A 21,165-nucleotide genomic window follows, 5' to 3' on the forward strand; every position below is an offset into this window, starting at 1 on the left:
TATAGTCCATATGGCTATAAGGGGTATATGTCTATCCTGACTATAAGGATGTCAAGACCGTGCCAGAGGCAATTTTGTTCCAGCCATGACCGTTTCGTCAAGGACGGCATGGCGGAAGCGATATAGTTTCGCGGGCCGGCCGCCGGTTTCTGCAGTAGTTTCGCCAGTCTCTTCGACCAGCTCTTGCTGCTCGATCAGTCGACGGAAGTTCGGCTTGTTAACGAGCCTGCCGGCCAACGCCTCCACAGTTCGCTGCAGCTGTAGAAGCGTGAAAACTGGCGGCATCAGCTCGAACACCACGGGACGGTATTTGATTTTGGAGCGCAATCGCGCAATACCGGTTGCCAAGATGCGGCGATGATCGGCGACCATCGACGTGCCGGGCACAGGGATGAGGACGCCCGAATCCCCGGCGCGAGCCGCCTCTTGAACCAGCGCTGCCTCATAGAGCAGCTCATAGCGGTGGAGTACGAGTTCCTCGTTCCATGGCCGATCATCGAAGCCGAAAGCCACTGCTGCCCGCCGCCGCCGCTCCCGACAGGTCTCGGCGTCTGGCGCGCCTTCCGCCCATTCCATTAGGCGCGTGCGCAGAACTTCCAGCAACACCGGCGGCGTACCGGAGCGATGGTCTTCCCACGGAAAGTAGTCGTACCAGCTTCCCCAGCACCGCTTGGCCGAGGCGCTGGCATATTCTTCCCGAGTGAGTGCGAGATAGCTGATTGAAATCACGCGCTGCTGGTGCTCGGCAACGATCCTGTCACGGTCGGCGAAGGTATAGAGCTGCTCGATGTAACCTAGCGGCTGATCGGTCTGCTGTTCGACCCATTCCCGAAGACCTGATTGCAGAGAGCGGTGGTCGAACTCGAAAGGACCTGACGGCAGCGCCTTCGCTTGGCCGATCGTGAGAACGCAAGGTTCACCCTCATTGACGGCGACCACGACCGCGATCAGGTCGGCCTTGAGATCGTCGATCTTGCGTCCGGCTCGGCCTCTCCTGGTGTCTTTTGACTGATCGTTCATGTTCCCAAACATGTTGACCCGCTCCGGCACGAAGCGGCTCAATCGATTTAATAACCTTTATCACGCCTGCCGGGGCGTCGAACACCACGCGTCGTGGCGTTTTTACTCTTCCCAGCTACACCGGTTGTGCCAAACGCGACGCCCGCACGTGGTAACGCAGGGGAAGGAGCCTTTATTGAGTGCGGTCGGTGACACAAGGCTGATCACACCGCCTCACATTCGTTCACGCGAAGGCGGAAGCCGCACTGCATGACGGCCTGGACGTCAATGGGTCGGTCATGGGCTGATGTCTCTCACAGCAAAGGGTCTTCCTCAATTTATATGGCATGATGGCAGCATTCGTGCCCTGAGTAGTTCGGGGCCTGCCCTGCCATACATTGCGCGCTTGAGGGTCTTGAGACGGTTGATCTGGCCGCCGGTCTGTCCGTGCTCCAAGGCACGATAGTGCTTGGGCCGCATGTATGTGCCCAACAACAGCGGCCTGAGCCCGATAGAGTTCGGTCGCGCTTCAATCGATCCTGGGCCAGCCGAGCTTGGACGGCAGATGGTGGTCCGGCGGTTCAGATCTGCCGAGCGAACCAGCGACGGTCATCTTCAAAGTGCAACTCGGGCAGGCGTCGCCTTGGCCGGAGAAAAAGTTATGCCATGACCGCCGCCATCGACTCCGCAGTATGGCAGTCCCTTGGTCGCCCAAACAGTGTCTGTCCGATCAGAGCTGGGCGATTTGAATTGAATCCGAAGCACGCTGTCCTTCGATCGGTCAGGCTCGCCAGGAACATGGCGGGGGGGCAGCCTAATCCTGGCAGGTCAATCCGAGCGTCTTGCTGTTGGCTTCGCCCAACCTGCAATTCGTTCGCGTAGCTGGCGAAATGCCAGCAAGGGCATCAAATATGATCTTTCTGTGCAGCGGGGCGGCAATCGCCCAGCATCACCATTTTTGAACTCCCGGGGCGACTGCCCCGGCACGCCGTCTCGAAACATCGATCCAGCGGCGTTTCGCACCATTTACGGTTCATTCCCCACTCGGCATCACCATTAGCAATGATATCACCGGTCGCGGCGTTTCGCACGATGCAGTCGCTCGCCATTTCGCAAGGCACGGAAGTGTCAGCCCGGCCGTATTCCGCCGTAGAGAATGGCTACGATCAAGCGCAGCCTACACCTTCTAGTCCAACGCCTTATTCGTAAAGCTCATGCCACGGAAACAACTTGATCACGCTGTCCGCAACCCTTCACCCCACCAACTCGGGCCCTGTGATCGTGCAACTTGGACGAGCGGGCGTAGCCCAACCGATTCTGCAAAAATTGTCGTTGATCGGTCCAAGCGTCATTACACGTTAGGCTATAAAGAACATGAAATGTATCACAGAGCACAGAAGACCCTTGGCCAGACAGGACATGAACCCCCGCATTTCTGGGCTTTTATCTGGAATTTAAAATTCCTGTTGCACGAAATGACGTTTCATGATCCATTTGAACGGATTGAAAATGTAATGCGCTACAATGGCGAAATGTGGAGCAGGCATGGAAAGTTTCGGGTCCAAAAAGAGAGTGAGCAAAACGCGCGGCGACGGCGTTTTTCTCATCCTGTGCGATCAACTAGCGGATCGCTCCAATTCGCTTTGCGAAATCGGCATCGGGCACGCCACGGGTCGGTGTCAGTCCTTGCCTATTGCGTCTCGCCCGGTCGCAGGATCGGCACGAGCAAGGTTGCCAAGCTGAGTACGTTCCGCAGGGCGCTTGCATATTCGGGTGCAGCTGTCTGTGTACTTACCGCAATGATCCCGCCAACTGACTTCTGTTGTTGCCATGATGTCTGACGCTACAATTCGAAAACGCACCGGTCTTCCGCTATCTCTGCGCATAGCTGTCGTAGATGCATTGGTCATGATTGCGATTCTCGCCATCGTCTGCGTGGCCGCCGTTCTCTTCGGCGGATTGTCGATGCAGCGTGTGGTGGTCCATTCCGCAATACTTCTGACAGCCGTTCTGGGTCTGCAGATTTTTTCTGGAAATACGGGGATCGTGTCGTTCGGACACGCGGGATTCCTGGGCTTGGCTGCTTACATCGTCGGAATATTGACGATGCCAGCAGCGCTTCAGGCAACCAGTCTGAAGGAGCTCCCATACTTTCTGGCCGGCTACCAGCTGCCCTTCTTCGAGGCGTTTGCCGTAGCGCTAATGGTGGGCGTTCTCGTTGGGATACTGACAGGGATGCCGCTGTTGAGACTATCGGGCTCAAGCGCCTCCATAGCGACGCTAGCACTGCTGATAATCATATACACGCTGCTTGCGGCCAGTCGTGGCATCACGCGCGGCAGCCAACCGTTTTATGGCGTACCACAGGATGTGGGGCTCTGGACCGCTGGGACCGTCGGGGCGGCTTCAATCCTAATTGCCAGGTTGTTTCGTGAAACGTCCTTTGGCCTGGGTGCGAGGGCCGCAGCGGACGACGAGCGAGGTGCAAGCGCAGTGGGCGTCGATCGTGGCGCGGCGCGTCTTGTGTCGTGGGTCGTCGGTGTTGTCGTAGCGTTCGCCGCAGGGGCGATGCTGGCTCAGTTTCTTGGAGCTTTCTCTCCAAAGGATTTCTATTTCGAACTTGGCTTCACGATGCTGGCCATGCTCATCCTCGGGGGGATGAACTCTTCGATTGGCGCTCTTGGGGGCGTGGTTGTCACAACGGTTTTGATCGAAGTTGTTCGCCGGGCGGAAGGTGGCGGCACCGTGCTCGGCACCACCATTCCCCCTCTGTTCGGCCTGACCCAGGCGACGTTGGCCGTTGCCATGATCGGTATTATTTGGAGGCGCCCAGAGGGATTGCTGGGTAAAGGCGAACTGAATCTCCTGAACAGACTTCGAGGTGCCAAAGCGCAGGCGCCAGTTGAATTGTCTAGTCCGCCGCGACATTCGCAAGAAGGCTGTCTCGAGGCCAAGGGCGTGTCCCGCCGCTATGCAGGAATTGTCGCGGTGGATGACATATCCCTTACCTTCCGGCCAGATTCGATCACCGGCATCATTGGACCAAACGGCGCAGGCAAGACGACGTTCATCAACATGATTTCGGGCGACGTCACACCAAGTGCCGGAGAGATCTCCGTCGGTGTGCCCGTTGGAGCGCACTCAGCGTTCGAGTTTGCTCGGGCAGGGGTGGCAAGGACGTTCCAGAACATACGCGTATTCGGACGTATGACGGTTTTGGAAAACGTAGTGGTCGCTGCGCGTCAGGTTGAGCCGAGCCTTTCATTGGCCGAGGCGGCTGCGTGGCGCGAACTAGATCGCTTGGGGTTGTCTGATCTTGCAGATCGGTTGGCTGAGGGGCTCGCTTACGGCATGCGCCGAAGACTTGAGATAGCCCGAGCCCTCGTTCTCAAGCCGCGATTTTTGTTGCTCGACGAGCCGGCCGCGGGAATGAACGCCGTCGAGACCGCGGCCCTGACAGAAATACTGGTTCAGGCCCAGGCCGATCGGGGGATCGGAATTATCCTCATTGAACACGACATGCGTCTGGTGATGAGCCTATGTCACCGCGTCGTTGTGATCGACCGAGGCAAGGTGATCGCCGACGGACAGCCGATTGAGGTCCAGCGGGACCCCGCCGTGATCGCTGCCTATCTCGGCAGCCGGACCGCCAGGAATATAGCAGCTGAAAACAAACTTACCTCACAACAAACAAGGGGAATTCAGACATGCCAAAATTGAACCTATCAGCGTCTGCGAATATTATCCTTACTGCGTCCGCTGTCGTTCTTGGAACCGGAACCGCGCGAAGTGATGATTTCTTGATTGGTGTCGCGACAGCGCAGACCGGTCAACTGGCTCCGTACGATCAACCCGCTTTGGCCGGGTTCAAGCTTGCCATCGACGACATCAATGCCAAAGGTGGACTTGGTGGGAAGTATAAAGTTCGCCTGTCGATCAAGGATACCCGTTCGGATACAGCACAGACCGCGACGGTTGGCCAGGAGTTGGTCGACGAAGGCGCCAAGGTCATGATTTCGCCCTGCGATGCGGATCCTTCCATCGCGATCGGTCAACTCACGCAACCGCGCCATATTCCGACGATCACACTGTGCGGCACCGCGCCGATCCTGACGCAAGCGGTTGGCGACGCGATGTTTGGCAGTTTCCCTGCCGATAATCTGCAGGCCACTGCCATCGCAGATTTCGCGATCTCGCAGGGCAAACGCAGCGCCTATCTCCTTGTCTCGCCGGACTCTACCTACACAGCCAACTTGCCGGAGTATTTCGGCAAGGTCTTCGAGGGCAAGGGCGGCAAGGTCATGGGCCGTGGTTCGTTCACCATGGGCCAGCCCGACTTTTCCGCCGAAGTTACAAAGATCAAGAACCTGCAGGAAAAGCCGGACATCATTGTAACATCGGCCATGGAACCGGATTTCCCTGCCTTTATCCGGCAGCTTCGAGCGGCGGGTGTTGAAATTCCTATCTACGGCGCCGACGCAATGAACACGCCAACCATCAGGGGGCTGGGGTCTCTCGTGGACGGTCTTGTGTTCACCTCTGCCGGGTTCCCTTTGCCTGGGAGCAAACTTGAAGCCTTCAACGCGGCATTCAAAAAGGCTGTCGGTCACGACCCGGAAACGACCTACGAGGTGAACGGCTACGAAATCGGCATGATCATCGACCAGGCCGTCAAAAATGCCGCTTCGGATGATCCAGAGGCAATTCGGGCCGCAATTGCCAGTCTCAAGAACTTCGACGGCATCACCGGGAAGATCACCTACGCCGGCACAACCGGAATGCCGGTGAGGGCGGTGGTCCTCATGCAATATCAGGGTGGAAAGGCGAACTACATCTCGACAGTCACGCCTGCACCGCAAGAAGTACCGGCGCCGTAGCTGTTTGCGCGCCGCAAAACGGGCTTGTCAGAATGCTGAATGTAGAAGCCTTACAAATCAAGTATGGAGAGGTTACCGCTGTTAAACGGATTGACCTCTCCGTTGACCAAGGCGAGATAATTGCCCTGGTGGGGGCGAACGGAGCCGGCAAAAGCTCCACCCTCGCAGCAATCTCCGGCCTTGTCCGACCGACGTCGGGAAGCGTGACTTTCAACGGCGAGGTCCTTCAGGGTCTCGCTCCAGAGCAGATCGCAATGAAGGGAATAGGACTGGTACCGGAAGGCAGGAGGGTCTTCTCGAGTCTCACGGTAGCCGACAACCTTCGGTTAGGCGGCGCGATGCACTTGTCGGCTTCGGAAGCCAGAGCGCGTGAAGAGGAAATGCTGCAGCTTTTTCCGATCTTGCGAAAATACTATCGCGTTCGGGGTGGCAACCTTTCAGGGGGCGAGCAACAGATGTTGGCCATCGCCCGCGCCATGATGGCGAAACCCGAAATCTTGATGCTGGACGAGCCTTCATTGGGCTTGGCACCTCAAATGATAGACACGGTTTTTGACCTGGTCTTGAACTTGAGAGCGGCAGGCCTGACCGTTCTGCTCATCGAGCAGAATGTTGCCTTGGCCCTGGAGATTGCCGACAAGGCAACCGTGCTGGCAAATGGCGAGGTCGTATTGGCGGGTGCAGCGGCCGAACTCGCCGATTCTGACCTGGTGCGCCAAGCTTATCTGGGAGTGAACTAAAGATGATCTTACAGCAAATCATAAATGCAATTAGTCTTGGCGGAATCTATGCACTCCTCGCCTTAGGGCTGGCGATCGTCTTTTCGATCGTCGGCCTGATTAATTTCGCTCACGGCGAACTGATGACTGTCTCTGGTTACGCGCTTCTGGCCGCAATAGTGGCGGGACTTCCATTTCCAGTTGCGGTTGCCTGTGCGATTTTGTGCGGCGCTGTTGCAGCTTTTGTTATGGAACGCTTGGCGTTCCGCCCGATGAGAGGAGCCAGCGTGACAAGTCTGCTGCTCACCAGCTTTGCAGTGTCCAGCCTTTTGAAGGTGATACTGCAAGACGCTGTCTCGGCACGCGCGCAACCCGTCGCAATGCCAGATTGGATGAGCGGGGCATTCAACGTAGGGACCATGACCATCGGTGTTGGCCCTACTATCTCTATCACTATTTCTGCGCTCGCGCTCGTTTCCCTAGAGGTTTTTCTGGCGCGGACCGTTACGGGCACGGCAATGCGCGCGGCGGCCAAAGACTTTGACGTCGTGCGGCTCATGGGGATTCCAGCAAGCAGGATCATAGCCACGGCGTTCTTGCTGTCAGGACTCTTGGCGGGCCTTGCGTCGATGCTCTGGATTGCCCAGCGCGCGTCGGTTGATCCTCTCATGGGATTTACGCCCGTCCTGAAAGCGTTCATTGCAACAGTCATCGGAGGATTGGGTAGTCTGAGAGGAGCGGTCGCCGGCGGATTTTTGCTCGGCGCGATCGAAGTACTGTTGCAGGCTGCGCTTCCCCCGGACCTTGCTCCGTATCGAGATGCGATCGTGCTGTCTGGCGTTATCATTGTTCTTCTGATCCGCCCGGAAGGGCTTATTCCCGCCGCCAGCGGCCAAAGAAGCTAACAACATTCCAGCGTCCGCTGCTCCACAGCATCCTCCCCCGCGGACGCAACGGCCGTGCCTTGTTGTAACCGCCGCAAGGCACGGCCCCATTTCTTCTCATAAACCCAGTCTGTGAGTAGCAGTTGAGAGGGCCGACCATGACAATAATCGCTGGATCACTCAAGGATCGGGACGCTTCGGTTATCGCCGATATCGGGCGATTGAGGTTCTCTCCACTCAGCTTAATCGGCGGCCGTGGTAGTCGCCTGACAGAGGAAGGCGGACGGCAAATTCTCGACCTTTCGGCGTCTGGCGGCGCGGCGTCGCTGGGATATGGTCATCCCGCGATAGTCGAGGCGGTAGAAAAGTCTGTCAGAGATGCTGCTGGGGCCAGCCTGCTGCTCTATCCAAACGAGCCCGCGGTGGCCCTGGCTGAACGTCTTCTTGGTACGATTCCGGGCAGCGGCCAGCGTCGTGTTTGGTTTGGCCACTCCGGTTCCGATGCAAATGACTGTGCATTGAGGGTTGTCACCGCCGCAACAGAACGTCAGCGCATAATTTCGTTCATCGGTTCCTATCACGGCAATCTGACCGGATCGATGGGGATCAGCGGTCACACGGCGATGACCCACACGCTCCCGCGAGCGGGTACACTGCTGTTGCCGTATCCGGATCCTTTCCGACCTGAGTTCTCGGCGAACTCCGTTCTGGAGCTTTTGGACTACCAATTCCGGACCACCTGTCCGCCCGAGCAGGTCGCGGCAGTATTTATTGAACCCTTGTTGTCAGATGGTGGATTGATCGTCCCCCCTACGGGTTTTCTTGCTCAGTTGCAGCAACGTTGTCGGCAACACGGGATACTGATCGTGGTTGACGAGGTCAAAGTGGGCCTTGCACGCACCGGCCTCATGCATTGTTTCCAGCATGAATGCCTGGAACCTGACCTTGTCGTATTCGGAAAGGGTTTTGGCGGTGGCCTGCCTTTGTCCGCAGTAGTAGGGCCGGCATCAATCATGGATCACGCGCCAGCTTTTGTTCTCCAGACCACTGCGGGCAATCCGATCTCAACCGCCGCCGGCGGGGCTGTACTGAAGGTGATTGAAGAGGACAACCTCGTTGAGCGTTCTCAGCGAATGGGAAAACGACTTTTGGATAGAGTGAGCGATCTCGCCGCCAAGCATGCGATCATCGGTGACGTCCGCGGCCGCGGTCTTTCTATCGGGATAGACCTGGTCAAGGACAGAGGCACCCGTGAAGCGGTCCCGGTCACGACTACCGCCAAGATTATCTATCGAGCCTATCAACTCGGTGCTGCTTTATACTATGTCGGGCTCCGAGCTAACGTTTTGGAGCTCGTCCCTCCGCTTATTCTCACAGAAAGCGAAGTCGATGAGGGTGTCGCGATCATAGGTCAGTCAATAGAGGACGTGTTTGCCGGGAAGGTTTCCGATGCCGACGTTCTGCCCTTTATGATGTGGTAGTCGCCTCGAACGCGCCCAGGTACCTTTCCAAAATACGGGCGCAATCGTCCGTATCTTTTATGACGAGGGTTCTTGGAGGCGAACGTCCTGCAAGCCTCGGCGCCAGGCGCTCAATGACATCGACTGGCGCACCACGGGCAAGACCGTTCGGTGCGCATCAATGGCCTCGGTATCCATTACATGTACCGCGCCGTGGTCGATGGGACAGGCCGGCGACAGGCCGGACACTCTCGTGCAAGGTTGGGGTCCCCGCAAGTTCTATATGGGTGACGCGCGTTGCAACGCCTTGCTGGGTCTATCCAGGAAGCCTGCATCCACAGCATTTCAACCCGCTCAGTCGATGATCTGATCTGACGCCGCTAGAGCCGACTTGTTCGGCTTTGCTTCCTTTGGCCCCATCCAAGCGGAGGCGCGGAGGCCCGAGGATCGATTCCGCAGCGCCGATATTAACGCCGCAGGCGTTCACCTGACGGATCGAAGAAGGCTTGAAGCGAGGCGTCCGCATCGTACAGCTCGCCCGCAATCTCGATTTGCCAGTGCCCACTTTGGATAAACTCCTTCGTGACGCCGACGTTGTCGTTCACGTAGCCGAGTCCAATCGAACTGCCGAGAGTGAAGCTTTTTACTCCTGACGAAATGAACCCTACGATTCTTCCGTCACGCCTCACGAGCTCCTCGCGAAACAGGACCGGCTTTGGATCGCGTAGCTTGAAGGAAATCAATCGCTTCTTGAGAGGTCCGGATCTCTTCTGCTCCGCTGTTGCACCCTTGCCAATGAAGCCGTCCGGCTTCTCCCAATCGATGGTAAAGCCCAACCCCGCTTCGAGCAACGTGTCAACTGGGGTCAAATCCAGTTCATATTCCCTATAGGCGCGCTCGGAACGCAAATGTTCGAGCGCATGATAACCGGCTGGCGCCAGATTGTGCGCTCGACCGGCCTCCCAGATGACATCAAACACATGTTGCGCCATTTCCGCCGGGACATGAAGCTCCCAGCCAAGCTCGCCGATGTAGGTCAGCCGGTTTGCAATGACGCGGGCATAACCGACATCGATTTCTCGGCTGGTTGCAAAGGGGAAAGCCTCGTTCGATAGGTCGGCGTCCGTGACCTTCGCCAGGATGTCGCGCGACGTTGGTCCTTGCAAAGATAGAACTGCGTAGGCGGACGTCACGTCGGTTAGGGTGACATTCCAGCTGTCAGTAATGTGTTTCGTGATCCACGCCTTGTCGCGCGGGTGGACAGTCGCCGAGGAGATAATCAGAAATTGCGTTTCGGACAAACGGTTTACAGTTATATCCGTTTCGATCCCGCCTTTCTCGTTGAGCATGTGCGTATACACAAGCTTGCCGACTGGAACGTCCACATTGCCCGCGCAGAGCCATTGAAGGAACCGGCAAGCATCGCGGCCCTGAATCAGATGTTTGCCGAACGAACTTTGGTCGAGGAGAATGGCATCCGTGCGTGCAGCTTGGCATTCTTGGGCAGTGTGTTTGAACCAGTTGGGTTCGCTATAGGAGTACTCGTTATGGGTAGGCTGCCCCTCGCCAGCGAACCACATAGGCCGTTCCCAACCCATACCTTCGCCGAAACTGGCACCCAGTTTAGCCCATCGATCGTGAAGAGGGCTCTTTCGCACGCCACGAGATGTCTCTGGCTGATGCGACGGCCAATGCATCTTGTAGTGCAGGCCCAGAACTTCTGGCGTCCGATCGTGCAGATACCTCTTGTTTATCTGAAACGGGTGAAAGCGGGCAACATCGACAAAGCTGATATCCATCTGTGGCGCGCCGGCGACAATCCACTCCGCCAAGGCGCGGCCAGCCCCCGCTCCAAATTCGATCCCTTCCGAGTTGTAGCCCGATGAAACGAAAAGATTTCTCATGCCGGGAACTTCGCCGATCATGAAAAGCAAGTCGGGAGTAAAGCTCTCCGGACCATTAAAGAATTTGGCAATTCCGGCGTTTTGTAGCGCGGGGATGATCTCCATTGCCTTTGTCATGGGCAACGCAAAATGATCCCAATCCTCCTCGAGCTCGATGAACGCCGCGTCCCTGGGGAGGCGCTGCATCGGCAGCGCTTTGCCCCAAGGCTCGAAGGCTCCGACGAGCAACTTTCCGGCATCCTCCTTGATGTAGACATGGCCGTCCGTGTCGCGCAGAACCGGAAGGGTCGGACGTACGAAATCCAAACTTTCCGTGACGACATAGAAGTGCTCAGCTGCATACAGTGGGACGCGCGCGCCCAGCTTCGCGGCAAGGTCTCTGGTCCATAAACCGCATGCGAGAACCAGGACTTCAGCTTCGACAACGCCATCCCTGGTGCGGAGCTGATACGCGCCGCTCGGAGTTCGCCAAAGATCGGTGACCTCCATATTCTCAAGAATTTTTGCGCCATACTTTTTGGCGCCGGCGGCCAATGCCATGCAGGTGTCGATGGGGTTGGTCTGGCCATCCTTCGGGATAAAGACGGCACCCTCAATGATGGACGCGTCGATGGCGGGATATAGTTCCCTCGCCTCACGCGGCGAGATCATATGCGCTTCCAGCCCAAAGGTTTTGGCAACCGACGCGTTTCGCGCGGTCTCAAAAAGACGATCCTTCGTCCTGGCAACACCGAGCGTGCCGTTTCGCTTGAAGCCCGTCGCCTGGCCAGTTTCGGCCTCCAGGGACGAGTAGAGTTCCGCGTTGTACTTGGCTAGCTCGGTCAGCGAATGGGTACCGCGGGTCTGCATTATGAGGCCGGCGGCGTGCCACGTCGTGCCTGATGTCAACGTATTGCGTTCGAGAATAACCACATCTCGCTTGCCAAGTTTTGTCAGGTGGTAGGCAAGGCTTGCCCCGGCAATGCCGCCCCCGATGATGACGACTTCATGGGCCCGGACTGGGATCTCGCGCGGGCGAGTGGACGCATTGATGATCATGGAATTGCCTCGGTGAGAAAGAAAACTCGACAGATTCAAATGTCGGCCCAGGGGGTCTCGGCACTGGGTCTGTGAGACATCTTAGGCGGAAAAGGACGAAAATATTTCCCGAAGTACCTTCCTGACGAGCGGAAATGTACGTATTTTACCCGCCATGGATCGGATCGACGAAGAAATTATTCATCTGTTGGCGCAGAACTCTAAGCTTACGCAACAAGAGATTTCCGATCGCGTCGGCGTCTCGCTCTCGGCAGGCCAGCGGCGGATCAAGCTTCTGGAGCAGAGCGGTGTCATATCAGGATACAAGGCTGTCATTGACCCGGCTTACCTTCGCGAGGGTCTGACCGTGTTCGTTCTTGTTTCGCTCGAACGCCACAGCAGGGATGGCGTTCGAGCGTTTGAAGCTGCGGTCTCAAGATTGCCAATGATAAAAGAGATCTATCACGTCGCTGGCGAATATGACTTTGTTTTGAGAGTGGCCGTAGCCGATATTAAGGACTATCAAAACTTCAACTACGACGAGCTCGCAAATATCCCCGGCATGGGTAAGACGTCTTCTCTGATCGCTCTTGCGGATCGAAAGGCGGATATTGGCAGACAGAAATGAGGCCGGCCAGGGCAGGGTTAGAGTTGCGTGCGACACACGCCGCTGGGTCGCACAGTGCCGCGCCAAGAGGCCGTGGCGTCAAGCCCCTTTAGGCTTTGCGAGGGTGGACGCCCTTTGTGCGGCCTTCTTGGCGAAATGTGTGGGCAAGGCCGAGGCCAGGCCTTTGGGAAAGAACAGGAGAACGATGACCATGGCGGCCGCAACCACCATGAAACGGCCCTCGGCGAAGTTGTTGATGTTTGCGAGGCCTTCCGAAAGGAAGGTCAGCAAGAAAGCCGCAACTATGGGGCCATAGATGCTGGAGATGCCTCCGACCAGCACCATGCTCAAAATCAGCGATGAGGTCGAGAAGTCGAAGATTTCGGGCGAGGCCACGCGCAGGTAGACTGCGTACAATCCCCCGGCCACCCCAGGGAAGAAAGCGCTGGCGACCAAGGCTTTCAGTCTCTGCCAGGCGATTGGGATTCCACGCGATACGGCGTAATCCTCGCTATCGCGCAGGGCCTTGATCGAAAGCCCGAAATTGGAGCGAACCAGCCAACGCAAACAGATGGTCGTGATCACCAGAAGGCCAAGGGCAACGTAGTAGTAGCCAAACTTGTAGTCGCGCAGGAAGTTATAGCCGGGAAGCCAGAGCGTCGGAACTCTGACCATGCCTTGGGTTCCCCCGGTGACTTGCGACTGGCTGATCACCAGCTGGAGCACGAGCTGGCTGAAGGCGAAGGTGACCAGAACCACATAGACGCCCTGGAGCCGGACGACCGGAACAGCAACTATGACCGCGGCGGCGGACGCGGCGACTCCTCCGAACAGCATGGCCAGCCACGGATCGAGGCCAAGAAGCTTTGCCGTCAGCCCGGTTGCATAGACGCCGATGCCGAAGAATGACACGTGGGCGAAGTTGAAGATGCCTCCATACCCCAAAGTGACATCCCAGCTCGCCGCGACGACACCATAGATGAACGCGATGATGAACAGATGCCGAATGTAGGTGTCGTGGACGACCATGGGCACGAGAAGCGCGGCGATCACCAGGGCAACCAGAAACCATGCCCTGCCGTTTTGAAGGTTCGGCATCAGCGAACTACCTTTCCAAGAAGGCCTTGCGGCCGCACCAGAAGGACGATGATCAACATCAGGAAGATCATGGAGGGCGTCCAGTAGATGCCGATGAAGAAGGTGAGCGCTGCCTCGACCAGCCCCATCAGATAAGCCGCGGCGATCGTTCCCGCCAATGAGCCGAGCCCGCCAAAGATGACGATGATCAAAGCCTTCACCAAAGGATCGGATCCGAACTCTGGTGTCAGCAAGCGAACCGAGCCAAGCAGCACACCTGTCAATCCGGCAAGCACGGCTGACAGCGCGAAGGTGACGATGAAGAGCTGCGAGACATTGATCCCGATGAGCCGAGCAGCGTCAGGATTTTGTCCGACCGCCCTTATGCCGCGCCCAATGCGCGTGCGGCTAAGAAACAGCCATAGCGCACCCAGCAACAGCGGCGCCACGACGATAACCAGCGTTTCCTGAGCCGAGATCGTGGTGTTCAGGATGCGCACATTGCCTGCCACGAGCGGTTGAAGCTGCTTGAGCCTTGCCCCCCAAAGGAGTTGAATCCCTTTTTGCAGGAAGATCATCGCTGCAAGCGTGGTCATCACGGTGATAAGCAGGATGTCGCGGTTGCTGTAGAAGGGACGAACGATGACGCGCTCGATCAGGATACCGACGCCGATCAGAGCAGCGACGGTGACGGCAATACCGGCAGCCAGGCCCAGATTCAGCCCGGCTGAGTCCGACACCGTCCATGCTACATAGGCCCCCAGCGTCATCAGCACGCCATGCGCAAAATTGAAGATGCCGAGTGTTGTCCAGACGAGTGACAGTCCACTCGCCATCAATGCGTAACCCGAACCCAGCACGATCCCACTTACAAGGATGGCGCTCAGCGTGTCGGCGGTCATGATACGCCCTCCGAACCGAAATACATGTCCATGATTTCCTGATGGTCGACTTCCGCACCCCGACTGACCTCGCGGCTGATCTCACCGTGGTCGACGAGATACATGCGATCCACGAGCGACAGGATGAAAGCGATGTCCTGCTCGACCAGCAGAAGCGGTATGCCGCGCCCGGATATTTCCGCAATGGCTTCAGCGAGCTCGTCCTTGAGCTTGGGCGACAACCCCAGCGTTGGTTCGTCGAGCATCAACATGCGCGGTGCGCACATCAGCCCAACACCGATCGCGAGCATCTGGCGCTCGCCGCCAGAAAGGGTCTTGCACTGCTGCTGCCGGCGTTCGGCAAGCCTGGGGAAGAGGTGGAGGACGTAGTCGAGGTTGGTCTTCTGCTCATGTCTGGCGCGCTCGGTGAAGGCGGCAAGCTCAAGCGTTTCCATGATCAGCATATCGGGGAAAAGCCAGTTTGCCTGCGGTACGTGGATGAGGCCGCGCTCCACGATCCTGTGGGGTGCCAGACCTTCAATCGCCTCACCCATGAAACGCACGCTGCCTGAGCGTGGACGGATCACGCGTGAGGCAGCGTTGAGCAGCGTGGTCTTGCCGTGGCCGTTCGGCCCGAACAGCCCGACGCGTTCCTTCGCTCCGACGTGAAGACTCATGCCGACAAGCACATCAGACGCATCATAGCCGGCATGCAGATCGACGATGTCCAGGGCGTTTGCAGCGTCGTTCATAGCCGCGCCTCCCGTTTTCCAAGATAGGCTTCGACGACTTGCGGATTGCGCACCACCTCCTGCGGCTTGCCGGAAGCGATGATGGCGCCGTGGTTGAGGATCATCAGGTGATCGGAAACCTTGAGAAGTAGAGGCAAGACGTGTTCGATGAGAACGACGGTGATGCCCCGCTCATGCACTGTGCGGATGAGAGCGGAAAGGTCGGTTACCTCAGGCTTGGTCAAGCCGGCGGCCGGTTCATCCAAGAGCAGGACCTTGGGTCGGCCGGCAATTGCCGAAGCAATCATCAGCTGCTTGCGCTCGAACACCGACAGGTCGCAGGCCGCTCTCTCGCGCCGGTCTGGCGCCAGCGACACATCGTCAAGCGCTTGCTCGGTGGCATCTGACGCCTCCTTCGACGTCATCTGCGCGCAATAGACGGCGCTGGCGTAGACATTGTCGCGCGCGCTGAGCGTGGCGAACTCGGCGTCCTTCTGGAACGTGCGAACCACGCCGGCACGGCTGATTTGATGTGGCTTTAGGCGGTGGATGGGTTTTCCTTCCAGGAGGACCTCGCCCGCGCTCGGCGAAAAGGGAATGCCGGTGATGATGTTGAAGAGTGTGCTCTTGCCGCTGCCGTTGGGGCCGGCGATCCCAAAGATCTCACCCTTCCCAACGTCGAACGATACGTTATCGACGGCAACCAGCGCACCGAAGCGTCGGGTCACCTCGCGGACCTCGAGCAGCGGCGGGTATTCAGTTCGTTCAGCCATAATGCTGTCTCTGCACATCGAGAGAAAAAGGGTGGCCACACGCCGTCAAACGCATGGCCACCAGGCTTGGGAGTGCTACTGCTTCATCCAAGGGGGCGTGCGGAATTCACCGTCCGCATACTGACCCGGGTAGAACAAGACCCGTTGTCCGTCCCAGATCTGGAAGAATTGAATAGGCAGCGCCTCGTCGCCCTGAACGGCAAGATGCGTCTTTGGATCGAAGGACAGCACGCCGCTGACGATCTTCTTGTTGGTCTCGCCGAGCGCCTTGCCGATTTCGAGCCTCTTGGTGGGATCGCCGACCTTCTTCAGTGCATCCGCATAGGCATAGACTTCCTCGTACAGCAGCGGTCCGTAGGTGCCTGGCTCGTTGCCATACTTGCCCTTGTATTTGGCAATGACCTCGGCGGCGCGAGGATTTTTGGGCGTAATCAGCGAACCGCCAAGCAGATCATAGACAATTCCGGTCGCCTTCTTTCCCGACAGGTTGAGAAACTCCGGCACCGAGGGCGCATATTGAATGAAGACCAGGCTGTCGGTCGGCTGCTCGAGGAACTGGGTCAGGAACTTCGCCGCATTGCCAGGTTGGTAATCGGTGTTGATGATGAGCGCCGGATTTTCCTGGCGGACCTTGGCCAGGAAGGTTCGCCAATCGGAGATTTCGCCGAACGGCAGAAGGTCGGCTGACGTGACGGTCCAGCCCGCATCCTGGAAGCTCTTCTGCAAACCCTCCATGATGCTCTTCGAATAGGGATTGTCGGAGGAAATGAGCGCCACCTTCGTATTCGACAGCTTCAGTTTCCCACTGGTCTGAAGGCCCTTCAGAACGGGCACCATGGCCGTGTTGTAGGCATCATAGGAAGGGGTGAGCGACCAGACAGTCGGGAACTTGTCCGGCTCGGGCGCTATGATGTCGCGCGTCTGGGAGGAACTCGCCGCAATCAGGTACGGCATCTCCTGCTCCGCCATGGTCTGGATTTCGAAGTTGCTGCCGCTGGCGTAACCGGTGATGACGGCATTCAGATCAGGATCGCCAACCAGCCGCTCGACGGCACTCGTCACGGCGTCGGCTGACTGGTTCTGCGTGTCGCCAACCACGACCTCAAACTTGTAGCCGGCCACCCCACCTGCTGCGTTGATCTCCTCGACGGCTAGCTTGGCACCGTTGACCATTTCGTTGCCGTCGGCCGCGGTCCCTCCTGTCAAAGGTGCCAGGACGCCTATCTTGGCGACCTTGTCTTTCGGCACGCGCGGGTAGCGCCATCATCAGGGCTGCGAAGGCAGCGGTGGTCCAGAATTTTACGTATCCCATGTTCGTGTTCCCTTTTTTGTTTGAGTTATTGCTTCACACCACACCAATCGATGATCGAGGCCGCGAGCGTTTTGGTCGTCTCTTCCAGCGAGGCGACGTCCACGTACTCGTCCAGGCCGTGGAAGCCATCGCCAGACGCTCCGCAGACGACCGCATCGACCCCTGCGCCAGCGTAATGGGCAGCGTCGCTGACAAAAATGACGCCGCTTATCTTATGCTCGCCCCCGAGCTCAGCTCGACGTTTGACGAGCGACTGCACGATCGGGTGATCGGGCGAGGTGTCCATGGGCGGGAAATGCAGCCCGCCAAGCTCCCACGCGACCTTGATGGGATTCTCCTGCAGCCAAAGATCCTGTTGGCAGAAATGATGCACGAACTCCTCGAATTCAGAGCGGATCTCCTCCTTCGTCTGAAAGGGAAGGAAGTTATAGTCGAGGTCGAGCACAGCCACGTCCGGGATGATGCATGGATTGGTCATGACCAGCGGCAGCCCGTCAGGGCCGAGCCCCGCGCCGCCGCGTATGACGCCGACATTGATCGTATTCCATCCGGGCGGCAGCAGCGGGTGCTGGCGATGCCGGCAGCGCGAGCTTTCAAAATTCCTCAGAGCGTCCAGAAAACGACCTGCGATGTCGATCGCATTCACCGCCGGCCGCAGCCGATCTGGCCCGTCACGCTGCGGCCAAATCTCGTTGTAGCGCCAGGCCGCATGGCCCTGTCGGCCAGTGATCGTTACCCGGATCCACTCCACGCCGCCCTCGCAGGGCTGGATATCACCCCAGCTTGGCTCCGTGATGATCGCGGCCTTGGCTAGATGTCCGCGCTTGAGGGCATCGATCGCGCCGAACCCGCCGGTCTCCTCGTCCACCACCGCATGAATGGCAACGCGCCCGTCAAGCTCTATTCCGGCTTTGCGGATGCCGCGAACCGCAGCGATTGCCGCGGCCACGCCGCTTTTCATGTCCACGGCGCCACGCCCGTAGAGCTTGCCGTCCTTGATCTCGCCGCCGAAGGGATCGACCGTCCAGGCTTCCCGCTCGCCTATCGGCACGGTGTCGATATGGCCGCACAGCAACAGACTGCGCTCTTCCGAGCCCGCAAGCTGGCCGACCACGTTCGGCCTGTCAGGAAATACATCCCACCGGTCGACTGTCATGCCGATCGAAGTCAGCTCCGCTTCGACTAGGTCCTGCAGCGCATCCTCTCGGTTCTGGAGCGGGTCTGTAATGAATTTCGGGTTGACCGAGGGAATGCGAACGAGCCTTTGCGTGAGGTTGGTTGCATATCCCCCCTCATCATCGATCGCCTTCCATGCAGCTTTCACCGCAGCTTCAACATTGGCCATTTCGCTTGAAGATTTCATGACGGTGCTCCCTTCTTCGTTGAATTCGTTGACGGTCAGACCCGCACAAGTCGGCGATGAGGCAGCGGGTGCTGAGCCACCTGTTTCTGTCGGGTCGAAGCCTGCGGCTACTCCGGCTCGCTTAGGAGCGGCCGGTAAGCTGAAGGCACGTTCTTCGCGTTACATTTTTTGTTCATATCACCCTTATATGTATCGAGCAAACGCCGTTGTAAATCCCTCAATCTGCTGAATTCCGCTAAATTCGACGCGATCATACCGTCGCAGTCGTTACATTTCGCTATTGAATGATAGACATATTTAGTCCATATAACTCGCTAAAAGGAACAACATGGCCTCTCCTCAAGACACCCTAATGTGGCGGCTGCGGCAAGATGCGGCGGGGATGACACGTTCTGAGCGAAGGGTCGCCCGAACCCTGCTTCGGACAAACCTTCGAGCTGCTCGTGGGACTCTGGCCACGCTCGCCGGTGAAGCAGATGTAAGTGCCCCCTCGGTGCTGCGCTTCATCTCTCGACTGGGCTTCGAGGGGTTCTCGGCGTTTCAGCAGGCTGTCGAAAACGAATTCGCCCAGCGGATCAGCTCACCGGCAATGCAGCTAAGCAGCCGAACGATGACTGGAATGGACGCCAGTGCTTTTCTTTCCGAAGCGCATCGCCAGGTGGTGGCGAGCATCGACGCGACATTCGAGGCGATAAGCGCCAAGGATTTCGATCGCGCCGCGGGGCTCTTGCGTAATCCAAAACGCAACATCTACATCCTCGGAGGTCGATTTAGCCGATTGTTCGCCGAATACCTGACGTGGCGGCTCTACCAACTGAGAATTGATGTGCGTTCGGCCGGAGCGACGTCGCTCGTTCTCACAAAGGAAGAAGAGCTTCCAGAGATCGGTCGCTCCACGATTCTTGTTGCGTTCGATTTTCGTAGGTATCAAACGGATGTCATCGAGTTTGCGCGCACCGCGGTGGAACAAGGTGCCCTTCTTATTGTCATCACCGACACCTGGATGTCGCCGATGGTGGACTTCGCATCAGTAGTCTTGCCCGTCCACATTGAAGCCCCATGGGGACAGGACAGCTTTGCTAATGGGGCCATGCTGATCGAGCTTCTGTTCGGTCGCGTTCTAAGCGAATGCGATGACGATGCCTTCTCCCGAATGAGGGTTTTAGAAGGACATCAGCGCGGGATGCTGGACTGATCATTTCAAAATTGAACGACGAGGGAGTTGAAATGCAAAAGACATCGAACGGCGAGGACGTCTCGCTGGTAGGGCTTGTCTGGGTAGATTTGTGTGGAATCGCGCGCGTCCGAGGGGTTCCGGTAAAATACCTCGGGTCGAAAGCGGACTACGGCCTCAGCTTCCCGTCCTGCGGACAGGCCATGACGATGTTCGGGGATATCATCGACAATCCGTGGGGTGGCGTCGGTGACGTGCGTCAGATTCCGGTCATGTCAACTTTGGTGAGGCCCGGGGACGAAGGCTTTGGCCTCGTCCTGTCGGAAGCGATGGGATCGGACGGCAAGCCATGGGACCTTTGCGCGCGCACTCTGCTGCGGGGGATCGTCAACAAGTACGAAAACGAGCTTGGCGTCAAAGTACACGCAACTTTCGAGCAGGAGTTCAAGCTGCTTGGCGACAAAGAGCCGGCGCTCTCCATGACTGTCGAAGCCTGGCAACAGATAGCGCCGCTTGATGCGGTCATCGTGCGCCGGCTTGAGGCCGCTGGAATCCAGATCGAAGCCTTTGAACCAGAGTTCGTCCCTTCCCAATATGAATTATCAGTTGCGCCGAAGGACGCGGTACGGGCGGCTGACGAAGCTGTAATCATCCGCGAGACTGTCCGTGACGCCGCTCGCAGGGCCGGCTATCACGCTACCTTCGCTCCTAAGACCAGCATCGACAAGGGCGGTTCGGGATTGCATATTCACATCAGCTTCACCGACCAGAACGGTCGGCCAATCCTGTATGACGCGAACGGCAAAAGCAGGCTCAGTTCCCTCGGTCAGGGCTTTGTCTCAGGGGTGTTGCGCCACGGGAGGGCGCTGCTTCCCTTCGTGGCCCCTGGGGTCGCATCATACTACCGCCTGGGCCCCAAAAAATGGAGCACAGGCTACGTCGCCTACGGCACGTCAAATCGCGAAGCGATGCTGCGCATCTGCTCGCTGCCAACTGATGATCAGGAACGCAAGGCAAAAAGCTTCAACATCGAGTTTCGCGCAGCCGATGGGCTTTGCAACCCATATCTAGCGCTTGCTGCAATCCTGATTGCCGGGATGCAAGGCATCCAGAACAAGCTGCCGCTTCCACCCGCCATGGATGCCGACCCATCGAAGTTGTCACAACCAGAGCTGGACGCGTTGCAACTGGTCCCGGTCCCCTCCTCTCTGGAGGAGGCACTGAAGGATCTCGACGCCGACGACGCGCTCAAGGCCGCTCTTCCTCGGATACTCGTTGATATGGTCATGGCGTTGCGCCGCCGGGAGATTAGCCAATTCAAGGATTTAGATCCCGACGCTATCTGTACGCAATATGCGAAGATTTACTAATTTCCTGATCTTATAAG

At 57.9% G+C, this 21,165-nt stretch carries 16 protein-coding genes; 8 read left to right on the plus strand and 8 right to left on the minus strand.

Going from position 1 to position 21,165, the window contains the following annotated elements:
• Window positions 1–51 precede the first annotated feature (51 nt).
• Complete coding sequence (locus tag FJW03_RS29595; RefSeq protein WP_140767093.1) at window positions 52–1,020, minus strand: NUDIX hydrolase; 969 nt, start codon at window positions 1,018–1,020, stop codon at window positions 52–54.
• A gap of 1,887 nt (window positions 1,021–2,907) precedes the next feature.
• Between FJW03_RS29595 and FJW03_RS29600 the strand changes: the two genes are divergently transcribed.
• The 5 genes from FJW03_RS29600 (at window position 2,908) to FJW03_RS29620 (ending at window position 8,960) form a co-directional block, all read left to right on the plus strand.
• On the plus strand, window positions 2,908–4,719 hold the full coding sequence (locus FJW03_RS29600) for an ATP-binding cassette domain-containing protein (protein WP_226890514.1): 1,812 nt from the start codon (window positions 2,908–2,910) through the stop codon (window positions 4,717–4,719).
• Window positions 4,707–5,876 (plus strand): ABC transporter substrate-binding protein, encoded by a 1,170-nt coding sequence (locus FJW03_RS29605; protein ID WP_140767086.1) that lies wholly within the window; start codon window positions 4,707–4,709, stop codon window positions 5,874–5,876. Before FJW03_RS29600 ends, FJW03_RS29605 begins: the two co-directional genes overlap by 13 nt.
• 32 nt (window positions 5,877–5,908) lie before the next feature.
• The gene (locus FJW03_RS29610) at window positions 5,909–6,616 is read left to right on the plus strand and encodes an ABC transporter ATP-binding protein (protein WP_140767087.1); all 708 of its coding nucleotides are present in this window, start codon (window positions 5,909–5,911) and stop codon (window positions 6,614–6,616) included.
• A 2-nt stretch (window positions 6,617–6,618) separates the two neighbouring features.
• Entirely contained in the window at window positions 6,619–7,500 is an 882-nt protein-coding gene (locus tag FJW03_RS29615) for a branched-chain amino acid ABC transporter permease (RefSeq protein ID WP_140767088.1), read from the plus strand.
• 137 nt (window positions 7,501–7,637) lie between these two features.
• Window positions 7,638–8,960: an aspartate aminotransferase family protein gene (locus FJW03_RS29620; RefSeq protein WP_181173364.1), complete on the plus strand. Its 1,323-nt coding sequence runs from the start codon at window positions 7,638–7,640 to the stop codon at window positions 8,958–8,960.
• 446 nt (window positions 8,961–9,406) lie between these two features.
• Here the strand turns inward: FJW03_RS29620 and FJW03_RS29625 are convergent, their stop codons facing one another.
• Window positions 9,407–11,881 (minus strand): GcvT family protein, encoded by a 2,475-nt coding sequence (locus FJW03_RS29625; protein ID WP_140767089.1) that lies wholly within the window; start codon window positions 11,879–11,881, stop codon window positions 9,407–9,409.
• 154 nt (window positions 11,882–12,035) lie between these two features.
• Here FJW03_RS29625 and FJW03_RS29630 point away from each other — a divergent pair, with 154 nt between their 5' ends.
• A complete protein-coding gene (locus FJW03_RS29630; protein WP_140767090.1) occupies window positions 12,036–12,488 on the plus strand; it encodes an Lrp/AsnC family transcriptional regulator in 453 nt (150 codons plus the stop codon).
• 78 nt (window positions 12,489–12,566) lie between these two features.
• Here the strand turns inward: FJW03_RS29630 and FJW03_RS29635 are convergent, their stop codons facing one another.
• The 6 genes from FJW03_RS29635 to FJW03_RS29660 form a co-directional block, all read right to left on the minus strand.
• A complete protein-coding gene (locus FJW03_RS29635; protein ID WP_226890515.1) occupies window positions 12,567–13,520 on the minus strand; it encodes a branched-chain amino acid ABC transporter permease in 954 nt (317 codons plus the stop codon).
• Window positions 13,521–13,564: 44 nt separating this feature from the next.
• On the minus strand, window positions 13,565–14,446 hold the full coding sequence (locus FJW03_RS29640) for a branched-chain amino acid ABC transporter permease (RefSeq protein WP_140767488.1): 882 nt from the start codon (window positions 14,444–14,446) through the stop codon (window positions 13,565–13,567).
• Window positions 14,443–15,177, minus strand: a complete 735-nt coding sequence (locus FJW03_RS29645; RefSeq protein ID WP_140767489.1) for an ABC transporter ATP-binding protein — start codon at window positions 15,175–15,177, stop codon at window positions 14,443–14,445. The genes FJW03_RS29640 and FJW03_RS29645 overlap by 4 nt, the downstream gene beginning before the upstream one ends.
• On the minus strand, window positions 15,174–15,929 hold the full coding sequence (locus FJW03_RS29650; protein ID WP_140767490.1) for an ABC transporter ATP-binding protein: 756 nt from the start codon (window positions 15,927–15,929) through the stop codon (window positions 15,174–15,176). The genes FJW03_RS29645 and FJW03_RS29650 overlap by 4 nt, the downstream gene beginning before the upstream one ends.
• 75 nt (window positions 15,930–16,004) lie before the next feature.
• Window positions 16,005–17,177 (minus strand): ABC transporter substrate-binding protein, encoded by a 1,173-nt coding sequence (locus tag FJW03_RS29655; RefSeq protein ID WP_226890516.1) that lies wholly within the window; start codon window positions 17,175–17,177, stop codon window positions 16,005–16,007.
• An 89-nt stretch (window positions 17,178–17,266) separates the two neighbouring features.
• Window positions 17,267–18,604 carry a M20 family metallopeptidase gene (locus FJW03_RS29660; protein ID WP_226890517.1) on the minus strand — a complete coding sequence of 446 codons (1,338 nt, stop codon included), beginning with the start codon at window positions 18,602–18,604 and terminating at the stop codon, window positions 17,267–17,269.
• Window positions 18,605–18,956: 352 nt separating this feature from the next.
• On the opposite strand from FJW03_RS29660, the gene FJW03_RS29665 reads away from it, so the two are divergent.
• Together FJW03_RS29665 and FJW03_RS29670 are read left to right on the plus strand one after the other, a co-directional pair.
• Window positions 18,957–19,799 (plus strand): MurR/RpiR family transcriptional regulator, encoded by an 843-nt coding sequence (locus FJW03_RS29665; protein WP_226890518.1) that lies wholly within the window; start codon window positions 18,957–18,959, stop codon window positions 19,797–19,799.
• Between the two features lie 32 nt (window positions 19,800–19,831).
• Window positions 19,832–21,148 carry a glutamine synthetase family protein gene (locus tag FJW03_RS29670; protein ID WP_140767336.1) on the plus strand — a complete coding sequence of 439 codons (1,317 nt, stop codon included), beginning with the start codon at window positions 19,832–19,834 and terminating at the stop codon, window positions 21,146–21,148.
• Window positions 21,149–21,165: the final 17 nt, after the last annotated feature.

The organism is Mesorhizobium sp. B4-1-4 (assembly GCF_006439395.2).
In the GTDB taxonomy this organism is placed as follows: domain Bacteria; phylum Pseudomonadota; class Alphaproteobacteria; order Rhizobiales; family Rhizobiaceae; genus Mesorhizobium.